Annotated in this window: 14 protein-coding genes and 2 pseudogenes; 8 read left to right on the forward strand and 8 right to left on the reverse strand. The window is 64.2% G+C overall.

Going from position 1 to position 20,220, the window contains the following annotated elements:
• Positions 1 to 762: 762 nt before the first annotated feature.
• Together RDV64_RS09325 and RDV64_RS09330 are read left to right on the forward strand one after the other, a co-directional pair.
• Entirely contained in the window at positions 763 to 1,104 is a 342-nt protein-coding gene (locus RDV64_RS09325; RefSeq protein ID WP_309199468.1) for a L,D-transpeptidase, read from the forward strand.
• Positions 1,105 to 1,115: 11 nt separating this feature from the next.
• A pseudogene (locus RDV64_RS09330) lies at positions 1,116 to 1,277 on the forward strand (transposase); the annotation flags it as partial.
• 54 nt (positions 1,278 to 1,331) lie between these two features.
• Here RDV64_RS09330 and RDV64_RS09335 read toward each other — a convergent pair.
• Complete coding sequence (locus RDV64_RS09335; protein ID WP_309198982.1) at positions 1,332 to 2,333, reverse strand: helix-turn-helix transcriptional regulator; 1,002 nt, start codon at positions 2,331 to 2,333, stop codon at positions 1,332 to 1,334.
• A gap of 369 nt (positions 2,334 to 2,702) precedes the next feature.
• Between RDV64_RS09335 and RDV64_RS09340 the strand changes: the two genes are divergently transcribed.
• The 3 genes and pseudogenes from RDV64_RS09340 to RDV64_RS09350 form a co-directional block, all read left to right on the forward strand.
• Positions 2,703 to 4,298 (forward strand): DUF1254 domain-containing protein, encoded by a 1,596-nt coding sequence (locus tag RDV64_RS09340; protein ID WP_309198983.1) that lies wholly within the window; start codon positions 2,703 to 2,705, stop codon positions 4,296 to 4,298.
• A 65-nt stretch (positions 4,299 to 4,363) separates the two neighbouring features.
• A complete protein-coding gene (locus RDV64_RS09345; RefSeq protein WP_309198984.1) occupies positions 4,364 to 5,866 on the forward strand; it encodes a DUF1254 domain-containing protein in 1,503 nt (500 codons plus the stop codon).
• A gap of 259 nt (positions 5,867 to 6,125) precedes the next feature.
• A pseudogene (locus RDV64_RS09350) lies at positions 6,126 to 6,653 on the forward strand (DUF1214 domain-containing protein); the annotation flags it as partial.
• A gap of 213 nt (positions 6,654 to 6,866) precedes the next feature.
• Here RDV64_RS09350 and RDV64_RS09355 read toward each other — a convergent pair.
• Together RDV64_RS09355 and RDV64_RS09360 are read right to left on the reverse strand one after the other, a co-directional pair.
• The gene (locus RDV64_RS09355) at positions 6,867 to 8,024 is read right to left on the reverse strand and encodes a transporter substrate-binding domain-containing protein (protein WP_309198985.1); all 1,158 of its coding nucleotides are present in this window, start codon (positions 8,022 to 8,024) and stop codon (positions 6,867 to 6,869) included.
• A gap of 339 nt (positions 8,025 to 8,363) precedes the next feature.
• Positions 8,364 to 8,780, reverse strand: coding sequence for a BLUF domain-containing protein (locus tag RDV64_RS09360; protein WP_309198986.1), 417 nt, complete (start codon positions 8,778 to 8,780; stop codon positions 8,364 to 8,366).
• A gap of 384 nt (positions 8,781 to 9,164) precedes the next feature.
• Between RDV64_RS09360 and RDV64_RS09365 the strand changes: the two genes are divergently transcribed.
• The 3 genes from RDV64_RS09365 (at position 9,165) to RDV64_RS09375 (ending at position 12,402) form a co-directional block, all read left to right on the forward strand.
• Positions 9,165 to 9,536, forward strand: a complete 372-nt coding sequence (locus RDV64_RS09365) for a hypothetical protein (protein WP_309198987.1) — start codon at positions 9,165 to 9,167, stop codon at positions 9,534 to 9,536.
• 333 nt (positions 9,537 to 9,869) lie between these two features.
• On the forward strand, positions 9,870 to 10,643 hold the full coding sequence (locus tag RDV64_RS09370; RefSeq protein WP_309198988.1) for a TIM barrel protein: 774 nt from the start codon (positions 9,870 to 9,872) through the stop codon (positions 10,641 to 10,643).
• Positions 10,644 to 10,674: 31 nt separating this feature from the next.
• Positions 10,675 to 12,402, forward strand: a complete 1,728-nt coding sequence (locus RDV64_RS09375; RefSeq protein ID WP_309198989.1) for an acyltransferase — start codon at positions 10,675 to 10,677, stop codon at positions 12,400 to 12,402.
• A 13-nt stretch (positions 12,403 to 12,415) separates the two neighbouring features.
• Here RDV64_RS09375 and RDV64_RS09380 read toward each other — a convergent pair whose 3' ends face one another.
• The 5 genes from RDV64_RS09380 to RDV64_RS09400 form a co-directional block, all read right to left on the reverse strand.
• A complete protein-coding gene (locus RDV64_RS09380) occupies positions 12,416 to 14,305 on the reverse strand; it encodes a DUF2264 domain-containing protein (protein ID WP_309198990.1) in 1,890 nt (629 codons plus the stop codon).
• A 41-nt stretch (positions 14,306 to 14,346) separates the two neighbouring features.
• Positions 14,347 to 16,050, reverse strand: coding sequence for an ABC transporter ATP-binding protein (locus RDV64_RS09385; RefSeq protein WP_309198991.1), 1,704 nt, complete (start codon positions 16,048 to 16,050; stop codon positions 14,347 to 14,349).
• On the reverse strand, positions 16,050 to 17,255 hold the full coding sequence (locus RDV64_RS09390) for an ABC transporter permease (RefSeq protein ID WP_375143821.1): 1,206 nt from the start codon (positions 17,253 to 17,255) through the stop codon (positions 16,050 to 16,052). Before RDV64_RS09390 ends, RDV64_RS09385 begins: the two co-directional genes overlap by 1 nt.
• A gap of 4 nt (positions 17,256 to 17,259) precedes the next feature.
• On the reverse strand, positions 17,260 to 18,255 hold the full coding sequence (locus tag RDV64_RS09395) for an ABC transporter permease (RefSeq protein WP_309198993.1): 996 nt from the start codon (positions 18,253 to 18,255) through the stop codon (positions 17,260 to 17,262).
• A 70-nt stretch (positions 18,256 to 18,325) separates the two neighbouring features.
• The gene (locus RDV64_RS09400; RefSeq protein WP_309198994.1) at positions 18,326 to 20,218 is read right to left on the reverse strand and encodes an ABC transporter substrate-binding protein; all 1,893 of its coding nucleotides are present in this window, start codon (positions 20,216 to 20,218) and stop codon (positions 18,326 to 18,328) included.
• Between the last annotated feature and the right edge of the window lie 2 nt (positions 20,219 to 20,220).

Genomic DNA, 20,220 nt, shown 5'->3' on the forward strand with positions numbered 1-20,220 from the left:
CACCCGCGGTCGTGGCATCTGGCCGCGCACGGGACGCAACACTGCATCGATGTTCTGAAGCCCATCGCGCGTTATGTGATCGAAAATCCGGGACGTCCCGATTCGTTTGTTCCACACTCGCGTCAACTGGGCGCCAACGAGCGGGAAAGGGCCAAGCACTTGCACGCAGCGACAAACTGCAGTCCTGGATCGCGATGGCGCGCCTGGCTGGCCGCCTTTGCCATCACCCTTATTGCGCAGACCGCGCTTCCCGCAAGAAACGCCTCGGCCGCGGATGGCGGCGGTGCACTTCAGCCCGCCGCCATAGCCGCCGCCGAACGGATCCGCATCCCGGTGCCCGTGATCCGCGCGGCTGGGGCGCTGGAGCGACATGGGGAACGTTACGCGCTGGCCGGGATCGCCGTAACCGATCCCGATGAGGTGTGCGCAAAGGGGGCTCAACAATGGCCGTGCGGGCGCATGGCGCTCACTGCAATCAGGCGGTTCGTGCGCATGCGCACCGTTTTGTGCGAGCCGGCGACGGGGAAAGACAACGACGCAGGCCGCGTGAACTGCACCGTTGGCGGACAGGACATTGCGGCCTGGCTCGTCACGCATGGCTGGGCGCGTGCGGAAATCCCATTCCACGCGGAGGCCGAACAGGCGGCAAGGGACGCAGGGCTGGGCGTTTGGAGCCCGTCCCGCCCCGGGATCGCAGCCGGGCTCACCCGGGCATCGGCCGTCGATGGTGCGGCGGCGGGCGACGCGGCTGTCTATGCCGAGGTGGACCTGTCCGATCAGGCGCTCACGCTTGTTCACCGCGGAACTGTCGTGGCGACGTGGCCGGTCTCAACGGCCCGCCACGGAAAGGTCACGCCGGTGGGGCAATGGCGCGCGCAATGGCTGTCCCGCCACCACCGCTCCAGCATCTACAACAATGCGCCGATGCCCTATTCCGTGTTCTTCAACGGCGACTATGCCATCCACGGCACCAACCAGATCGGCCGGCTCGGCAGCCCTGCCTCTGCCGGCTGCGTCAGGCTTCATCCCGATCATGCGGCCATCCTGTTCGATCTTGCGCGCCGTGAAGGGCCTGCCAACACGCTGGTCGTGGTGCGGCAATAGTCTGGCGGGTTGCCGAATGTCTGAACGCCCATTGGTTCATGCGCCTTGACGACGCCCAGGCCAAGACGGAGGCTTGGCGTCGCGACTAAAACGACGTTCGCCCGCACAGCGCGCTCGGACAGAAGGCACCGATCGAGCTGATGAAATGCGTTCAAGACGCCTTGCCGGCCTGAATGTGCCCCCGGAAATCCTCCAGACGGGCGGTCCAGAGCCGAGGTGCGCGCTGGCTAACCGGACCGCAACTCGCGAAAACGCGATGGCGTCGTCCCCGCAAATCGCCGGAAAGCGCGCGAGAAGTGGGACGGATCATCGTAGCCGACCGCGTGCGCGATATCGGTAATGCGGACGGCGGGATCGTGCAGGAGTTCGCTTGCCCGTTGGTAGCGCACCTCTTCCAGAAGCCGGGAGTAGCTGACCGACGCATTCTGCAACTCGCGTTGCAGCGTGCGCACGCTCATCCCGACGATCTTCGCCGCACGCTCGATCGAAAGCGATCCTTCCGGAAGGTAGGACGGAATGAGCTGACGCAAGACGCCGACGACCTCGCGCGGCGGGTCCGGAACGGCGCCACCGTCAAGGCCTTCAGTTGCGCCCGCCAGGGGCGGAGCGGCAAGAGCGTCGATCGGAATGTCGATCCACGTCGCCTTCTGACCGACGATCAGCCTTGAATTCGGCCATGCCTTCGCCATCGATGGGCGGATTGGAAACGTCGCATCGAAGGCGATCGTTCGCGGCATCCAGTTCGCGCCAAGGTAAAGCCGCACGATATCGATCGCGATCTTGTTCTGGATCCATTGCGTGTATTCAAGGCCCGGATGGACGTCCAGGCTGTGAATATGGCTGCACAGGCGAACCGAATTCCCGGTCGGCGACAACCAGCAGCTGGCGCAGTTGTCCTCCAGCACGGCGAGCATGCACCAGAGCCGCAGAGCGTCCAGCAACGTGGGTCGGCCACGCACCACCGCCTTGAACTGATCGGTGAGGTCGCTGTCGCAGACGTTGGCAAGCCCCCTGTGTGACAGGTCGTCGATCCCCTCGCCGCGCGCAGCGGCGACGACGAACGTCATGCTGGGGCGGACCGGCACCAACATGCAGGAGGGATCTTCGCCGATCTCGGGCAGACCGTATGCATGCAATTGTCCGGCGAACGGTGAGCCGATTTCTCGCAGAATCTTCAGGTAGGCATCGAGATAAACAGCCCGTGTGACCGGAACAACGCGGCGGACCATAGGCCCTCCTGTCTTCGCTGTATTGATACAGTCGAAGGTATGCAAAGAACAATCTATAGCAATCTTTGGCGTGAAATGGCCAGTCTCTTTGATATGTTGCAATTAATTCTACCCGCCGGCAGAGGGCGAAGGTGGGGCAAATAATGAGGGGCACCGGTCCGGAGGCGCGCCGCGTTCAGCGGGGCGGTGGCGGGCGTTGGTGGGCTCCAGCCGAACAGACCTGAAGGACTGGGGCCGGTCGACACTGCGCTGACCCTGCTGGCCCGGCCAGCGTTAGCCGAAGCCGGCCCTTGAGATCGCCACTGTTGGATCTTTCACGAAAACAGAGTTTCAAAGGAGCTAGGGATGGGTCTCAGAGCATCTTTCTGCATGTCAGTCATTGTCTGTCTGGGGATCACGGGCATCGCGCGTGCCGAGGTCCCCGCCGAGGTGATCGATTCACTTTCGGCGCCGGACAGTATCGACACCCGGATCGGAACTCTCGAGTTCAACAATGGCGTGCCGACTGAGGAAACCGCGAAGAGCGTGTTCGACACGCTCTATTTCACCCGCGCGCTTAATGTCTACAACAACAGCTTTCGCGGCGCATCGGCACTTGCGCTGGTCAAAGGCTTTCAGGATCTGGGCGCCAAATCCGGCGACGTGATCGTTTTCTCCGAGTTGCTCGGCTCCAGCTCTCTCTTTCTGACCGGCAATGCCGACACCGTTTATTATCTGGCCTATGTCGACCTTTCGGATGGCCCGGTGGTGATCGAGCAACCATCGGACGGCCTCGGCACCATCAACGACATGTGGTTCTCCTGGATCATCGATATCGGCCGGTCGGGGCCGGACCGGGGCATGGGCGGCAAGTATCTGATCGTCGGTCCGGACTACAAGGGCACGCTTCCCGAAGGCGGCTACTTCATCGCCCACTCCAGGACGAATACAGTGCTCTACGCAGCGCGCGCCTTCATCTCGGACGGCAAAGATCCGAAACCCGCCGTCAAGAACGTCAAGCAGAATCTCAAGATCTATCCTTACGTTCCCGGCGCGTTCGGCACGAGCATCGCGCAGGCTCTCGAAGGTACGGTCGCGCTCGCGGGCGAGCCGAAAATCCCCGAGATGAATTTCATCGAAGGCAGCGGCAAGCCGGTCAACACCATCCCGCCGAGTGACTACGGCTTCTTTGAGCTGATCAACGAGAACGTCCAGAACGAACCTGCTACCAGCTACGACGTGGAGCTTGCCGGTCAGCTCGCCGCCATCGGCATCGTGCATGGCAAGGAGTTCAACCCCGACGAGCGGCACAAGGCGCTGCTGACGGACGCGGCTGCAGCGGGCCAGGCTGTCGGTCGTTCGCTGCAGTGGCGCTTTGCCGATGCGCATCCGGAGTGGGCGCACTACCCCGGCTCCAACTGGTTCCTGCCGCTTTGGGAGGGCGGCGCCTTCTTCGAGACCCCGCCGCCGACCTTCGCGGACGGCAGGTTCACCCCGCTGCCGGCGACCGGCGCCAGAACGCTCGATTCGCGCACGTGGTTCTACTACGCCTACACGCTGGATTCGCCGGGGATGATCATGCAGATTCCGGGTGTTGGCTCCCAGTATCTCGCCAGCTTCCTCGACAACAACGACGAAGCCTTCGACGGCGCCAGGACCTACAAGGTAAAGCTGCCGCCGAATATTCCGGCCCGTGCATTCTGGTCGTTCACGCTCTACGACAACCAGACGCGCTCGATGCTTGCGACGCCGCAGCGATACCCGCGCGCCGGCTCGCAGAGCTATCCGTCCCCGGCGGCCGAAGCGGCGGATGATGGTTCGACGACAGTCTACTTCAGCCCCGTCCAGCCGGACGGTGTGGCGCGTGGCAACTGGATCCAGACCGATCCCGACAAGGGCTGGTTCATGCTGCTGCGCCTTTACAGCCCGCTGCCCTCGTTCTTCGACAAATCCTGGCGCCCCGGCGAGATCGAACCGGTTCAATAACGACGCTCGGCGGTAGCGCCCCGGTGCGCTGCCGCCCCGATCCAACACACCTTCGGAGCAATGGGATGAAGCACGCAGTCCGCATCAACGCGCTAGCGCTCGCGCTGGGCCTTGCCACATCGGCGACGGCTTACGCGCAGGTCTCGCAGAAGACCCTCGATTCACTCTCGATCCCCGACAAGGTCGAGACCGCCATCGGCACACTGGATTTCTTCGACGGTGTCCCGACAGGCAACACGGTCGAGACCGTGTACGACAATCTCGACCGGATGCGCGCCCTCGACGTTTATCTCGACAACCTGGGCGCCGTGTCGATCAACAGCGTCCTCGACAACTTTGCCGCACAAGGCGCGGACGCGTCCAACAAGGTGGCGCTCTTCGGGCAGCTGATGGATTCGGCGACGCTCGTCGTCACAGCCAACACCTCCACGCTCTACGCCTATTCCGGCACGGACCTTGGCCAAGACGGGCCGACGGTCATCGAAGTGCCGCCCGGCATGCTCGGCTTCCTCGACGACAGCTGGCAGCGTTTCGTCGGCAATATCGGCGTCACCGGACCGGACAAGGGCACGGGCGGCAAGTATCTCGTCCTGCCGCCCGGCTATTCCGGCGACATTCCGGACGGCTATTTCCTGCTGAAGCCGCCGACCAACCGCAACTTCCTGTTCCTGCGTGGTTCGATCGAGAATGGGCTGGAACCCGCGGTCAAGAACATCAAGGACGGACTGAAAATATACCCACTCAAGGACGCCGATAGTCCGGCGCCGACCGAGTTCATCGACATGTCCGGCAAGGCCTTCAACACGGTCTTCCCCAACGACATGAAATATTTTGAAATTCTCAACGACATCGTTCAGCGCGAACCGATCGACGCGATCGGTCCCGAGGTGCGCGGCGAGATCGCCGCCATCGGCATCGTCAAGGGCCAGAAGTTCGCCCCCGACGCGCGGATGACAAAGCGTCTGGCCGAGGCCGGCACCATCGGCAACGCCACGGCACGCGCCATCACCTACCATCCGCGCATCGGCGGCGTGTCGATCTATCCGGACAGTTCCTGGACGGTCGCCTACGCCGACAAGAACACGACCTTTCAGTCGGACGGTGCGATGGGGCTCGACGCCCGCGTGCTGTTCTACTTCAACGCGGGCGGCGTCACGCCCGCCATGGCGGTGACGAGGGCCGGTGCGGGCTCGGACTATGCGCTGGCCTATCTGGACGGCGAGCAGAAGCCGCTCGACGGCTCCAAGACCTACAAGCTGACCCTGCCGCCCAACGTGCCGGTGAACAACTTCTGGGCCGTGACGCTCTACGACACCCAGACCCGTTCGCAGCTTCAGACCGGCCAGAAATTCCCGACAATCGGCAGCCAGTCGGACGGAATTCAGCAGAACGCCGACGGTTCATACGACATCTACTTCGCACCGAAGCCCCCCGAGGGCAAAGAAAACAACTGGCTGGAGACTGTGCCGGGCAAGAGCTGGTTCACGATACTGCGGATGTACGGGCCTCTCGAACCGTGGATCGACAAGTCCTGGCGCCCGAGCGAAATCGAAATCGCCGAAAAATAGTTCTGGAGGGCCAAGCAACATGATGCGGGATATGAATTCGATGAAATACAAGGCAGCAGCTGCGGCACTGGTCCTGTGTTGGGGCGGATCCGCCTTTGCACAGGCGCCGACGGAGTTGGTCACGCCGTGCGTGCCTTCACCGACACCACCCAGGGCGTGAGCATCGAGGCGATCCGGCGCGGTTGACGATCAGTGGCAGCGGTGGATCACCGACACCGGCCTGCCAGGACCTGACCGCGGCGAGGGGGGCGGCGAAGGCACTCCGATCCCCGAAATCACCAAGGACGGTGCCAAGCCGTTCCCGCCCACCGGCTACCGCCAGCTGAACGCGCGCACATCGTTCATGTACGGCTATATCGGCATCACGCCGGCCATGGCGATGCGCCTCACGAATATCGGTTCGCAATATCTCTTGACCGCTCAGGACGCCGACAAGAACTGGCTCGATGGTGCCAAGACCTACAAGGTGACCCTGCCGCCGAACATTCCCGAGGCGAACTTCTGGTCGTTCACCGTCTACGACACCATGACTTGCTCGATGCTCGACACACCGCAGCGCTATCCGCGGGCCGGCAGCCAGAGCTATCCTTCCCCCGCGGCAGAGGCGTCGGAAGATGGCTCGACCACAATCTGGTTTGCGCCCAAGCAGCCGGGCGGTGTGGCGCGCGGCAACTGGATCCAGACCGAGCCCGGCAAGGGCTGGTGGACGATACTGCGGCTCTACAGCCCGTTGGAGCCGTTCTTTACCAAGGAGTGGCGCCCGAGCGAGATTGAACTCGTCCAGTAGAAGCGATTGTCCGATCAGCCGCACGGCATTGCCAACGCCCTCCGCTACCTGCTGCGGAGCTCCCTTTACGATGCGGGCGTCGTCGAACCGCTGATCCACCCGCGCGTGTGCCGCAAGTCTGCCACGCTGCCGACAGCAATCAGGGCGTTGGTCGGAAGTCCGGTCAACGCCCTGATTTTATAGTTGAATGGCGGCCTTTCCCGGGGGGTGGCCCTACTGACGGGCGCCGAAATATTTCGTTCGCAGCTCTTCGACCAAGCCCGACTCTTCCGCGCCAATCAGTGCAACGGTCAGCGGCCGGCGCAGCGGGCTGTTCTGTGCGATGCCGAATCCGTATTTTTCCGGCTCGAACATTTCCCCGACAACGGACACGTCCCGCTGCGGTCGCGAGTGGGCGTAATAATCGAGCACCGGCGCATCGGCGACAATTGCGTCGACCTCTCCATCGAGCGAGCCCGTCACGGCATTGTCGATGTTGTCAAACGTGACGTGGCCGAGGCCGGACCTGATCACGAATTCCTCGCCCGTGCCGCCATCAAGCACGCCAACCGTCTTGCCCGGCAGGTCCGAAACGCCGTTGATCTGGTTGGTGAGGGTGAGCGTCGTCATCACGCTGGTGACGGATGACGTGACGTAGGCGATCACGGCCAGCCCGCAGATCAGCCAGAAGGCGGAGAGGATCCGGCCTGTCCAGCCGAACAGGTTCTTCCGCGACGGCGGCCGGCCCGAAACGGCAACCGACATGACGGTGTAGAAGCTGTCCGCAATGCCGTCGCGCCAACGCTGGGGAAACCCGTTATCGAACCTGCGGTCGAACAGGGTGAGAAGCAGTGTCGCGACAAGAATGACGCCGCCAATCCAGGCAAAAGCCTGAAGATGACCGGTGTCGGCCAGGCCCTCCAGTATATTCCCGAAACTTGTTGGCGACACGTCACTGACCATGACCTGCAAACCACCGTCGAACCACGGGTAGGTGAAGTCGATGAATTCGGCCCGCCCCTCGGTGATGGTGAGGCCTGTCACGGCGGCGTCGATCTCGCTGCTCTGGATTGCCGCGAGCAGTTTCCGGATGCTCTCGAACTCGACGAACTCGGTCGCGACATCGCGTTCCTCGGCAATCGCGTTCCAGAGCTCGATGGCCATCCCTGTGAGGCCATCGTCGCTTTTCATCACAAACGGCGGACTGAGGTAGACGCCCGCGACGACCGAGTTCGTGGGTGCTGCGGCTTGTTCGCCGCCGCCGGCGGCCTGGCCGGGTGATGGCGGGCTGTCCTGCGCAAGGGCCGCGGGCATGGCAGTTGCGAAAAACAGCAGCCCGATCAGCATCACGGCAAACCAGTGCCTCGGAGAGCATCGCACTTGGTGTTCCATCCTGTTCCTCACACAACCATTCTCAAGCGCCGATCGCGCAGTCGAGGCCGAGCGTTTCAGCCCGCGCTGAACGAATTCGCGATGCAGCAATTTCGGCCATGGGTCGCCGCTTCACAATGCGCAGCAGAATATTTCGGCGCCATCGTTGGAATGGCTTTGACCGATGCTGAAAAGAACTTTTTAGTTTGTGGAAGAATATTCGGCGCTCCGGAGGTAATTGCGCCAACGGGTACAGCGGCCCTGCGGACTGGCCGCAATCGGGGGCGGATCCCGAGCCGACAATCCGGGTCTCGGTCCGAACCCGAATTGTGCCGTTTCAGAGCGGGCCGGTGGGGCCGATCAAAGATCGCTGGGCGCCATCTCGCGCTTGTGGCGGAGCTTCACGAAAAACCCTTCGACCTCCTCGGCCGTAGCGTTGTCCACGACCCCGTTGTCCACGGCCTCGCGTGACCAGATCCACGATACGGCAGGGTCATGGAGCATGGCCCAGTCGCCAAACATCCGCTCCGATGCCGGCTCCGTCAGGTGGACTTTCATCTCGATGTGCCGATCATCGCGGCCGATGCGCTCGACCGTGTTCCGGACTGGAGCTTCAGGCCCTTCGAGGAGCTGCATGTAAATATTCTGGCGGCAGATCAACGCGCCGGTAATCCCGTTCCTGGCGTTCAGGCGGCGGGCGTCCATCAAGATGCCGTCCAGAATGGTTTCATCAAAACCGAAGGGACGCGATGTGTAGATGACCCGGTGGAGGTTCATGGCGGCACCCTTTGCTGTTGCCTCGCATGGTGGCCCATATTGAAGCCCGATGCACTGCCAAAGGTATTATCGAGCAATAAATTCCTCATCCCGCATCGTCGGTGGCGAGCAGGTGCCGCGAGCTGGCTTGCCCGGCCGCGCCAGTTTGATCCCGGCTAAGGCGCGGGCGCACCACGAGCCCTGCCATTCTGGCAAACGTGGCGTGCGGCAATCCGGTCGGAAGGCGCCGTACCGGGCGCAAGCGGTCAATCTGGACGAAATTCTTCAAATGCGCGGGTTGTGACCCTGGTCACGTGAAGATGACGAAGCCGTCATCATCTTCAATGCATCGGCAACGGGCCGGAACCCGAAACAAACATTGCAAGCATCTGGAGATTTTCGACCATGAATATCAAGAAAACCATTGTCGCTGCTTCCACCGCAATCGCACTGTCTGCCGCGGCTGTCGCAGCCCCCACCGCCGCTTCGGCAACCCCCTTCGCCGCGCTGAAAAGCGCCCAGATCGAAACCGGCGCGACCGCCGTTGACACCGTGGGCAGCCGCAACAGGCGCCATCGCCGCCCGCACCGCGGCCACCGCGGCCGCCACTTCAACAACGGCGCGGCGGCTGCCATCGGCTTCGGTGCCTTCGCCCTCGGCGCGGCCCTTGCCGCCAACGCTGCCCCGCAGCGGGTCTACTGCCGCGACGTGCGCACCGAGCGCTGGAGCCCGCGCCGTGGCGCCTACGTCATCCGCATCAAGCGCGTCTGCAACTGACGCCACCCAACCATCGACGCTGAATTTCAACGGCACGACTTTCTAACGCTTTATTTCAAAAAACACTTTTCAGGATAACCAAAGCCCGCCTCGTTTCATGAGGCGGGCTTCTTGCGTCCTTCCGCGGAGCAGGAAAGAAGATCCACGTCCCCATGGGATGTTCCAACCGAAAGGCGTTTCCCCGGCCGGGTCGTGTCCCATCGTCTCCACCAGGCCGCGGCCCGGCGGGTGCATTCCGCAAGGGATCGCAAAAAGCTCGCAATTTCTGCCGTGCCCTTGCATAGGACGGAAAGCGTGTGGAAAAGCGTTGATCTGACGTGGAGGAAGGTGGCTGTGCAAAAATTTCACGCAGGGTTGGTCTCTGTCACCTTCCGGCATCTTGCGCCGGGCGACGTCGCAGCGCTCGCCCGTCGCGCGGGCCTTGCCGCCATCGAGTGGGGTGCCGACGTTCATGTGCCTCCCGGCGATGCCGCGAACGCCGGCGCGGTCGCCGAACTCACCCGCAATGCGGGCCTCACGGTCGCGGCATACGGCTCCTACCTCCGGATGCCAACGTCGACCGAAGCCGAGGTCGATAGCGTGATGGACACGGCGGTTCAGCTGGGCGCGCCTATGGTGCGCATCTGGCCGGGCGAACGTGGCCGAGCTTCGCACACCTACACGCCGGCCGAGCGGGCGGACGTGGCCCGCGCCATCGACAAGGCCGCCGCCAGTGCCGCCAAACACGGGCTTTCGCTGGGGCTGGAATATCACCCCGATACGCTGACCGACAATCAGGCGTCGAGTGCCGCGCTGATGGCGGATATTACTGCGCCCAACGTCTACCTCTACTGGCAGCCGAGCCCGGGGATCGACGAGGCCGCGGCGCTGGACGAACTCGATGCGCTCGGCCGCCATGTGGCGCACCTTCATGTGTTTGCCTGGGACGGGGCGAAGGCCCGCTATCCGCTCCAGACGGCGCATTCGCAATGGCAGCGCTACATCGCTGCGGTGCCGCAGGGAAGATGGACCGGCCCGCGCTACGCGATGCTGGAATTTGTTGCGGGCGACGATCCGGGCGCTTTCCTCGAGGACGCAGAAACGCTGAAAAAGATGCTCAACGGTTGAGTTGAGCCTGCAAACGCCGCAAGAATTGCACATGCCAGCAAAACCCGCAATCGAAACCGAAGCCTCGCCACCGCAGCACGGGCCGGGCGCCAAGGCGCTCTCCGCTGCGGAACGCCGAGCCCGGGCAGGCTGGATGCCCTGGACGCAGCCCGGCGACGCAGAGACCGCGGCCGAGCAGCGCGAACGGCAGCAGACGCTTGCGGCGCAATTCGGTGCCAGTCTGGCGTCGGATGTCTTCATTGCGCCCGATGCGCAGGTGTTTACCGACCAGCTGACCATGGGGGCGCGCAGCTGGATTGCCGCCGGCGCGCTGGTGCGCGGTGATGTCACCATGGGGGCGGACTGCACGGTCAATCCCTATGCCTGCCTTTCGGGGCAGCTGGTGATCGGCGACGGGGTGCGCATCGCCTCCCATGCCACCCTCGTCGGCTTCAACCACGATGCCGATGATCTCGACGTGCCCATCTTCCGGCAGGGGACCTCCGCGCGGGGCATCAAAGTCGGCGACGATGTGTGGATCGGCGCCAACGCCGTGCTGCTCGATGGTGTGACCGTCGGCAACCACGTGATCGTCGCCGCCGGCGCCGTGGTCAGCCGCAACGTGCCGGACTACAGCGTTGTCGGCGGCGTCCCGGCACGGGTGATCCGCGATCGGCGCGACAGGACCGTCCCCGCCAGGCGCGCACCGGCCGAAGCGGCGCTTGAAAGCCTTGGCGCAATGGCGTCTGCCGAGTGGCAGGCCATTGTTGACGCGGCGCGGGACCCGGATGCGCCGGGCTTCCTCTCGGTGGATGCACATGGTCGGCGCCAACTGACCGCGCGCCACCTTTGCGACGTGATCGAAATTGCGACCAGCTTCGGCGCGGAGGCGCCGCTGGCGGACCGGGCGGAGGCTGTCGACTGGCTGCAAGGCCTGCAGGACGAGGACACGGGCCTCTTTCCGGACCCGTTCCAGCCGCCCGCGCCGGGGACGGCGCAGGACGGTGACGGCCTTGCGCTCTACAATGTGCTCGCCGTCGGTTACGCGCTCGAATGCCTTGGGGCAGCCCCGCGCGCGCCCGTCCGGGTGTTTGAAGAGATGTCCGGCGAGGCGCTGTGCCGGTGGCTGGAAAGGCTGCCGTGGGCAAGCCGGGCCTGGGGCGCAGGCGCTGCGGTCGATGCGCTTGGCACCGCGCTCTATTTCAACCGGCGCTACCACCAGAGCGGGCGGCATCTGGAAACGCTGTTCGGCTGGCTCGCGCTCAACGTGGACAAGGTGACGGGGGTGTGGGGCCGGCCCACCGAGGCCGAAGCGATGTTGCAGCCGGTCAATGGATTCTACCGGCTCACCCGCGGCACCTATGCGCAGTTCGGCGTGCCGCTTCCGGCTCCGGACGCTGCCATTGACACCGTTCTTGCCCACCGGCGCCATTTTCGAGGCTTTCAGGGCGCGCGCTATAACGCCTGCAACATCCTCGACATTGTGCACCCGCTGTGGCTCGCCACCAGGGAGACGGACCACAGGCGCTGCGAAATCGAGGCGCTGATGGCGGGCGAGATCGTGCGTGCAGCTGCAGCGTGGAAACCCGGCGCGGGTTTCGCGTTCGGGTCAGGCCAGGCCGCGGGGCTTCAGGGGACCGAGATGTGGTTGTCGACGGTGTACCTGATGGCCAACATTCTCGGCCTTGCAGGCGCATTCCCGTTTTGCCCCAAGGGCATCCACCGGACCGAACCGGTGGGGCAGGGGTCGCCCTCCACCATGCGGGCGGAGGGCGACTAGGGCCTGGGGGAGGCTATGCGCGCCAGCCGGCGGCGGGCGGCGTGCCTGTGTCGCCGGGGAAGGGCGGCGGGGTGCCCTCGCGTCTTTCCATCCCCTTCACCGGCGTGCCGTTCGCGGCCATTTCCTCTAGCGCGGCAACCGTGGGCGCGGCCGGAATTGCGGCGGGCCAGCCGGCTGCGTCCGCCGGGGTGGTGCTCGCCACGAAGGCGCCCATCAGCCAGGTTGTGCCGGGTTCCAGAGTGCCGAAGAGGTGCGGCACATGGGTTTGCGGGAAATGAAGCGACGTATTGGGATGCGCCCGCCGGAGGGACTCGCCGCGCCCGTCCTCGCCGAGCGCGACGGCGAGGGAAGCATGGTCCGCGGTGACGACCAGCGCACGTCCGGCGTCGGCCACTTCCTCATCGGGCTCGCGGTCGGTGCGCTCGATGGCGAAGCCGCCCTCCGTGGTGAACAATTTCTTGTCCGTCGTCACCTTGTGGGCGCGGATGTGGAAGGGCGGGCGCGCCAGGAGCCAGGTTTCCACACTGATCCCATCCGCAGGCTCCCAGCGGGCATAGAGCCAGTCGTCGCCGATCCGCGCATCCTCGTTGTGGCTGCGGGTGAGGAAGGTGCGCCCGTCCGGCGAGAGCGCCAGCATGTTGTCGAACGGGTTGATGGTAAACCCCAGCGACGCCGAGTCCATCGAGAAGCCAAGCGCCGTGGAGTAGGCGAATTTGGCGTATTTCTCGGCGTTCCCTCTGAGCGGCACCCGCATCTCGTTGCATGAGGACAGGACCACGCGCCCGGCGCCCGAACCGTAGCCGACCATGCCGGCGACATTGGAGGCATAGGTCGCGTCCGCGTTGGTCTTCGGCGCTTCGGGGGTGGACCAGAACGGGTGGCTCTCGGGAAGCGCCAGTGGGAGGTACGCCTTCAGCGCCCAGTAGGGCGAGCCTGGCGAATTGTACACCTCGCACATGTGGAGCGAGGGGTAGGCGTAGCCGATGCCCATGATGCCATCGCGGTCGAAATAGTCCCGCTCGCCCCACCAGCGCAGATTGCGCGCCCACAGGCCGCGGATCTCGCCCCACGGCAGGGCCTCCACGTCGGCAAAGGCAAGGCCGGCCCAGAAGGACGCCTGCGCAAAGCGGTAGGTCATCGACCGGCCAAAGGCGAGGCTCGCGCCCTTCGCATCGAACCAGTGCTGGAACTCCTGCGCGAATTCTGCCGCGCGGGCGCGGAAGCGGGCGGCGCGGGCATCATCGTCCGCCGCAAATCCGGCGTAGATGAGACCGTAAAAATGCATCGCGAAGCCGATATAGTGGTCGAACCGGCGCAGGACTCCGTCCGAATACCAACCGTCGCCGACGTAAAATTGTTCGAGCCTGTCGAGCGCCTCCTCGCGCACCGAAAGGTCGTGGTCGATGCCGACGTGGCTGAGCGCCATCGACGCCAGAACGTGGAAGAAGTGCCAGTTGTTGTCGGCGGTGCGCTGGGTCAACGTGAACTTCAGCCAGTCCGCCACGTGGCCCTTGGCGGTGTCGTCCAGCGGATCCCACAGGTCCTTCTTTGCAAACAGGAGGCCGAACCCGATGGCGGCGGACTCCACCAGCCGCTGGTCCCGGCTTTGGAACGTGCCCCAATATTCGGGGTGCGCGGGGTCGGTGCCGTTGGCGTAGCCTTCGCGGAACATCGCCCAGTCGTCGAAGGGCAGGCCGCCGGCCGACAGCGGGGCGAGGCCGAAGAGCGGACGGGAAAAGCCTTCCAGCTCCGCCGCAGTGCGGGTGAAGTGCGCCGCAGGCAGACCGAGCGAAACGCGCGCACGCCCCTTGCTGAAGAACGATTTCACCGGACGCCACAGGTCGACAACAGACCGCGCGAAATCCGCACGACTTTCGAGGGGATTGCCTTCAATCGGGTTCATTGGGCCTTGGTTCTCTTGGAGTGATTGGAAGCCGCGGCCGGTTACGCGCTGAGAAGGCGCCGGCGGTCGGGATCGGTGGCAGGAACGGCGGCAATCAGGCGCCGCGTGTAATCCTTTTCGGGGGTCTGGCAGACCGTGGCGGCAGAGCCAAGTTCGACCAGCTCGCCGTGGTGCATCACCGCAATCCGGTCGCAGAAGTAGCGAACCACGCCGAGGTCGTGGCCGACGAACAGGTAGCTGACGCCAAGCTCCGACTGGAGGTCGAACAGGAGGTCGAGGATCTGCGAGCGGATCGAGCCGTCGAGCGCAGAGGTCGCCTCGTCGGCAATGATGACGCGCGGCTCCACCGCAATGGCGCGGGCGATGGAGATGCGCTGCCGCTGTCCGCCGGAGAAGGCGTGCGGGTAACGGCTCATCACGTTGGTGGGGAGGCCGACCCGCTCCAGAAGCTGTGCGACGCGGTCGCGGATCTCGGCAGGGGAGAGGCGCTTTTCCAGGGTCAGCGGTTCGGCGATGACCTGCTCCACCGTCATCCGCGGGTTGAGCGAGGAGAACGGGTCCTGAAACACCATCCGGATCTCGCGGTTGAGGCCGGCGCTGCGCAGTGCATTGTCCTTCAGGAGATCGAACTCGCGCCCGTCCTTGGAGCGGTATACCGCGCGCCCGGCATCGGCCTTGAGGAGGCCGACGAGGGCGCGCACCAGCGTTGTCTTGCCCGACCCGCTTTCGCCGACGATGCCGAGATTTTCGCCTTCGTGCAGCGTGAACGACACGTTCTTCAGCGCATGGAATTCGCGCGTCTTGCGGAAGATCAGCCCGGTGCGCTTGCGGAAGGTGAGGTCGAGCCCATCGACTTCAAGCAGCGGCTTTGCAGTCGGTGCCGGCAAGGTCCCGCCGCGCGCATGGTCGCCGACGATGGAGAATTTTGCGGACGCGCCGATGAGGTGCCGGGCGTAGCGTGTTTTTGCGTGGTGGAAGAGTTTGCGGACAGGGCCGGTCTCCACCAGCTTGCCGCGGAACATCACCGCCACGCGGTCCGCCACTTCGGCGACCACGCCAAGGTCGTGGGTGATGAAGATCACCCCCATGCCGAGGCTGTCCTGCAGATGTTTGACGAGGCGCAGGATCTCTGCCTGTGTGGTGACGTCCAGCGCGGTGGTGGGCTCGTCGGCAATCAGGATGTCGGGCTCGCACGAGAGCGCCATCGCAATCATCGCGCGCTGGCGCATCCCGCCCGAAAACTCGAACGAATACTGGTCGAGCGCGGTTTCCGGCGAGGGGATCTGCACCCGCCGCAGCGCCTCGATGGCGTCGCGGCGCGCCTCTGCCGCGGGCACATCGCGGTGGAGCTGGATCGTTTCGACAATCTGCTGGCCGATGGTGTGGACCGGGCTCAGCGACGACATCGGCTCCTGAAAGACGAGCCCGATTCGACCGCCGCGGATCGACCGCATCTTCGGTCCCTTGACGTCGATCTTCGCCAGATCGTCCGCCGTCCCGTCCGGGCCGTGGAGAAGGATCGACCCGCCGGTGATGATGCCGGGTTTCTCGATCCGCATCACCGCGCGGGCGGTGACGGATTTGCCCGATCCGCTCTCGCCGACCATGCACAGCGTTTCGCCGCGCGACAGGTCGAAGCTGACCGACTGGACGACGTCAATGGTCTGCTTGCGCACCGGAAACCCGACCGAGAGGTCGCGCACCGAGAGGAGACGGTTGGGATCAGGCTTGGCAGGGTTTTCCATCAGTGGCCCCCGTACGGGTCGGCGGCATCGCGCATGCCATCGCCGAGGAAGTTCATGGCGAGGATCGTCACCACAATCGCAAAGCCGGGCAGGAGCAGCCACGGTGCGTCCGCCACCGCGCGCAGATTCTGCGCCTCCTGCAGGAGGACGCCCCACGAGATCACCGGCGATTGCAGCCCGAGGCCGAGGAAGCTGAGGCTGGTTTCGGCGAGGATCATGCCCGGAATGGCGAGCGTTGCCACTGCGATGACGTGACTGGTGAACGACGGCAGCATGTGCCGCATGATGATGCGCAAATCCTTCGCGCCATCGAGCCGCGCCGCCGACACATAGTCCTCCGACTTCAGCGACAGGAAGCGGCTGCGGACCACGCGCGCAAGCTCGGTCCACCCGATCAGAGACAGGATCAGCGTGATTGCGAAGTAGTTCTGCATGGCCGACCAGTCGCGCGGCAAAGCTGCGGCAAAGCCCATCCACAAGGGGATCGGGGGGATCGAACGGATGAACTCGATCACCCGCTGGATGACGTTGTCGATCACCCCGCCATAGTAGCCGGAGACCCCGCCGATCAGGACGCCGAAGACGAGGCTGAGTGCAATTCCCGCGAGGCCGATCGAAAGCGTGATCCGCGCGCCGTAGATCATGCGGGACAGGAGATCGCGGCCGAGACGGTCGGTGCCCAGCAGGAACAGCGTTGCCCGCCGCCCGCCATCGACGCCGAAGAGATGATGCTCGATCGGGAACAGGCCCCACATCTGCGTTTCCCACGATTTGGGAAAGAGGACGAGGTTGTAGGTGGTGTCCGGGTCGACGACGAAGGTGCGGCGCAGAGCAACCGGATCGACCTCGACCTTGTAGCCGTGGACGTGCGGGCGGAAGGTCCAGTCATCCTCGAACAGGTGGATCATCTGCGGCGGCGCGTAGGTGTAGCGCGGGTTCACCTTCTGCGGATCGTTGGGCGCCAGAAATTCGGCGAAGGCGGCAACCAGATAGAGGAGCACGATCAGCACAAGGCTGATCATGGCAAGCTTGTGGGCGCGAAATGCCCGCCACACCAGCTGCCACTGGGTTTCCATCCCGGCGCGGGTCGTCGCGGTGGCGGCGCCGGTGTCGAGGAGGTCTGCCTCGAAGTCCGGGTCTTCCAGCGCGGTGTGCTCGGCTTCGGGGATGACCAGCGGCGCTTCGGTGCGCGAAAGGGGGAGCATCTTGTTACCCATCGGCCATGCCTGCGCGAATTCTGGGGTCGATCCAGGCCAGCAGGAGGTCAGACACCAGGGTACCGACCAGAGTGAGGATGCCCATGAAGAGGATCAGCGCGCCCGCCAGGTGCATGTCCTGCGACAGCAACGAGCGCAAAAGGATCGGCGACAGCGTGGGCAGGTTGAGGACGATCGCCGTCACGATGGAGCTGGAGATGATTGTCGGCAGCACCCAGCCGACCGTGGCCACCAGCGGGATCATCGCAACGCGCACGGGGTAGCGCATGATGAGGTCGCGCTCCTTCATCCCCTTGGCGCGGGCGGTGACGACGTAGGGCTTGTGAAGTTCGTCGAGAAGGTTGGCGCGCAGCGTGCGGATGACGTGCGCCGCCCCGCCGGTCGCGATCACCAGCACCGGGATCCAGACATGGCCGAGAAAGTCGATGATGCGGCCGATGGACCAGTGTGCGTTGGCATATTCCTGGGAGAACAGCCCCTGCGTCGCCGACCCGGTGAAGACGTAGATGATGTACATGATGAGCAGCGCGAACAGGAAGTTGGGCACTGCAAGGCCGATGAAGCCGAACACGGTGGCGAACATGTCGCCCACCGAATAGCGCCGCACCGCCGAATAGATGCCGATGGGAATTGCGATGCCCCAGAGGGCGACAACCGCAAGACTTTCCACCAGCAGCGAGATGCCGAGCCGGCTCTGGATGATTTCGGAAACCGGCTTCGACAGGTTGAAGCTGTAGCCGAGATCGCCGACGAGCAGGTTCCGCACCCACTGGAAATACTGGACGATGAACGGCTGATCGAGGCCATAGCGCTCGCGCAGCATGTCCAGCGTCTGGGCGACGTTGCCGTCGCCCGAAGCGGCGAGCTCGGCGGCATAGGCCGAGATCACGTCACCCGGCGGGAGCTGGATGATGAAGAAGCACACGAACGACAGCGCAAACACCATTACGAGCATCGTCACGAGGCGATTGAGGATGAAGCGGATCATGCCAGCGGTTCCCTCTCGGAAGCCGGCGCGCCCCGTCATAAGAGGCGCGCCGATCCTCGGTTGCGGTTGACTACTGGCGCTTGAACAGGATCGACGTGTTCATCGGACCCGGCGTCGGGTAAATCCAGGACTGCGGCTGCTTTTCGGGGACGTTTTGCATCTCGTTCGTGGCGATGCCGAAGGACAGCGGCGGCAGCGAGACGCCGATGGTGTAGAACTGGTCCTTCGCGGTCTCCAACACCTTGCGGAACAGCTCTGCGCGTTTCTCGTCGGTCGGCGAGCGGAACATCTCCTTGTAGGTCTCGATCTGCGCGGCGACTGCTGCGGGCGGCTCCTGCTTGTCGTTGGCATCGGGCTGGAAGAAGTTTTTCGCCCACATCAACGCATAGGCGGATTCCTCGTCGGACGGTACGTAGTAGCGCGCGTCGATCTGCGCGTCGCCGAGCCCGCCGTCGCCCTTCCAGGCGTGCGCCATGTGGCGGTTGTTGTCCTTCAGCTCGTAGACGTAGCTGCGCTCGCCCTTGCGTGCATCGAGGTCCACCCCGATTTCCTTCCACTGCGGACGGACGAGTTCGAGGATGTCCAGCATCTGGCCAAGATCGGTGGTGACGTCGACGCGGATGCTGAGCGGACGGCCGTCGGGAAGCAGGCGGATTCCGTCGCCGTTGCGCTCGGTCAGGCCGATGTCGTCGAGCATCTGGTTGGCAAGGTCGGGGTCGTACTCGGTGTACTGCTTGGCCATCTCCTCGTCATAGAACCGGGATTCAGGTCGCGGTGCGGCCTGGTACGGCTCGCCGAGGCCGACGTACAGCGTGTCGATGATCTCCTGCCGGTCGATGCCGTGCGACAGCGCAATCCGGAAGTCCTTGTTCTGGAACAGCTCGCGGAACCCGTCGTCTTCGTAGTTGAGGTTCAACTGGAAGATCAGCGTGTTCATGTCGGCGGGAACCGTCGAATACAGCTGGTAGCCGCCCTTCTCCTGATTGTCGAAGAACACCGGTTTGTTGGCGACGCTGTCGATATGCCGGTTGGTCATGTCAATCTCGCCGGCGATGCCCATCAGGACGATGGAGTTCACGTCCTCCACCTGGGTCATCGACAGATCGTCGAGATAAGGGAGCTGGTTTCCCTCCTGGTCGACCTTGAAATAATACGGGTTGCGGGTGAACCGGATCGGCGACTTGATGCCATCGTAGTTGTCGACCTGATCCCACGCATAAAGTGTCGGGCGATCGGCATCACGGGCGCGGCCGACGCCGCAATGCTGGCGCATCATCTCGCCCCAGCCGGCGAGGCCCGCGGCCTTCGCGTTTTCGTTGGCGTCCGGGTTGTATGCCGGGTGGAACTGGCTGCAGTACGCCTTCTGGAACTGCACGACCTGGGTGCCGTTGACCGAGGCAAGCTCGGTGAGGAGCATGCCGTTGGGCGCGGGCATCTCGATGACGAGCGTTTCGGGGTCTGGCGCGGTCGCGGTCACGCCCAGAAGCGCCTTGGGCCGGGTGCCGGTATAGTCGGCATTGTTGATCACATCCATGATCGCGAACACCAGATCATCTGAGGTGAACGGCGTGCCGTCGGACCATTTGTGGCCCTTGCGCAGATGGAATGTGTAGCGGGTGGCCTCGTCGTTCACCTCGAAGGACTCGGCGACGTTCGGCTCGATGCTGTTCCACTCGAAGTCGAATTTCACGAGCGGATCGTAGCCGGCGGAGCGGCGGATCCAGCCTTCATCGTTGTTGCCCTTCAGCGCCGATCGCCAGGTGCCGCCATAGACGCCAACTTCCGGTGCCTCGACCGTCATCGGAGTGGCCGGCAGGCGTTCCGCCACCGGTGGCAGCTGACCCGCCTCAACCTGTGCGGCCAGATCCGGCGCCTCGTTGTAGTCGGCAGCAAAAGCCGGCAAACCCAGCAAAAGCGCGAGGCTCGTCCCCGCAGCGCAGCCCATCAATCTGTTCCGAAGCATTG

The organism is Acuticoccus sp. MNP-M23, assembly GCF_031195445.1.
GTDB lineage: Bacteria > Pseudomonadota > Alphaproteobacteria > Rhizobiales > Amorphaceae > Acuticoccus.

What these genes read in the sequence shown, in the direction of transcription:
- RDV64_RS09385 (WP_309198991.1), bottom strand. Translation starts at nt 16,050, where the DNA reads ATGGAAAACCCTGCCAAGCCTGATCCCAACCGTCTCCTCTCGGTGCGC.
- RDV64_RS09395 (WP_309198993.1), bottom strand. Translation starts at nt 18,255, where the DNA reads ATGATCCGCTTCATCCTCAATCGCCTCGTGACGATGCTCGTAATGGTG.
- RDV64_RS09380 (WP_309198990.1), bottom strand. Translation starts at nt 14,305, where the DNA reads ATGAACCCGATTGAAGGCAATCCCCTCGAAAGTCGTGCGGATTTCGCG.
- RDV64_RS09400 (WP_309198994.1), bottom strand. Translation starts at nt 20,218, where the DNA reads ATGCTTCGGAACAGATTGATGGGCTGCGCTGCGGGGACGAGCCTCGCG.
- RDV64_RS09355 (WP_309198985.1), bottom strand. Translation starts at nt 8,024, where the DNA reads ATGGAACACCAAGTGCGATGCTCTCCGAGGCACTGGTTTGCCGTGATG.
- RDV64_RS09335 (WP_309198982.1), bottom strand. Translation starts at nt 2,333, where the DNA reads ATGGTCCGCCGCGTTGTTCCGGTCACACGGGCTGTTTATCTCGATGCC.
- RDV64_RS09360 (WP_309198986.1), bottom strand. Translation starts at nt 8,780, where the DNA reads ATGAACCTCCACCGGGTCATCTACACATCGCGTCCCTTCGGTTTTGAT.
- RDV64_RS09375 (WP_309198989.1), top strand. Translation starts at nt 10,675, where the DNA reads ATGCCAGCAAAACCCGCAATCGAAACCGAAGCCTCGCCACCGCAGCAC.
- RDV64_RS09365 (WP_309198987.1), top strand. Translation starts at nt 9,165, where the DNA reads ATGAATATCAAGAAAACCATTGTCGCTGCTTCCACCGCAATCGCACTG.
- RDV64_RS09345 (WP_309198984.1), top strand. Translation starts at nt 4,364, where the DNA reads ATGAAGCACGCAGTCCGCATCAACGCGCTAGCGCTCGCGCTGGGCCTT.
- RDV64_RS09390 (WP_375143821.1), bottom strand. Translation starts at nt 17,255, where the DNA reads ATGCTCCCCCTTTCGCGCACCGAAGCGCCGCTGGTCATCCCCGAAGCC.
- RDV64_RS09340 (WP_309198983.1), top strand. Translation starts at nt 2,703, where the DNA reads ATGTCAGTCATTGTCTGTCTGGGGATCACGGGCATCGCGCGTGCCGAG.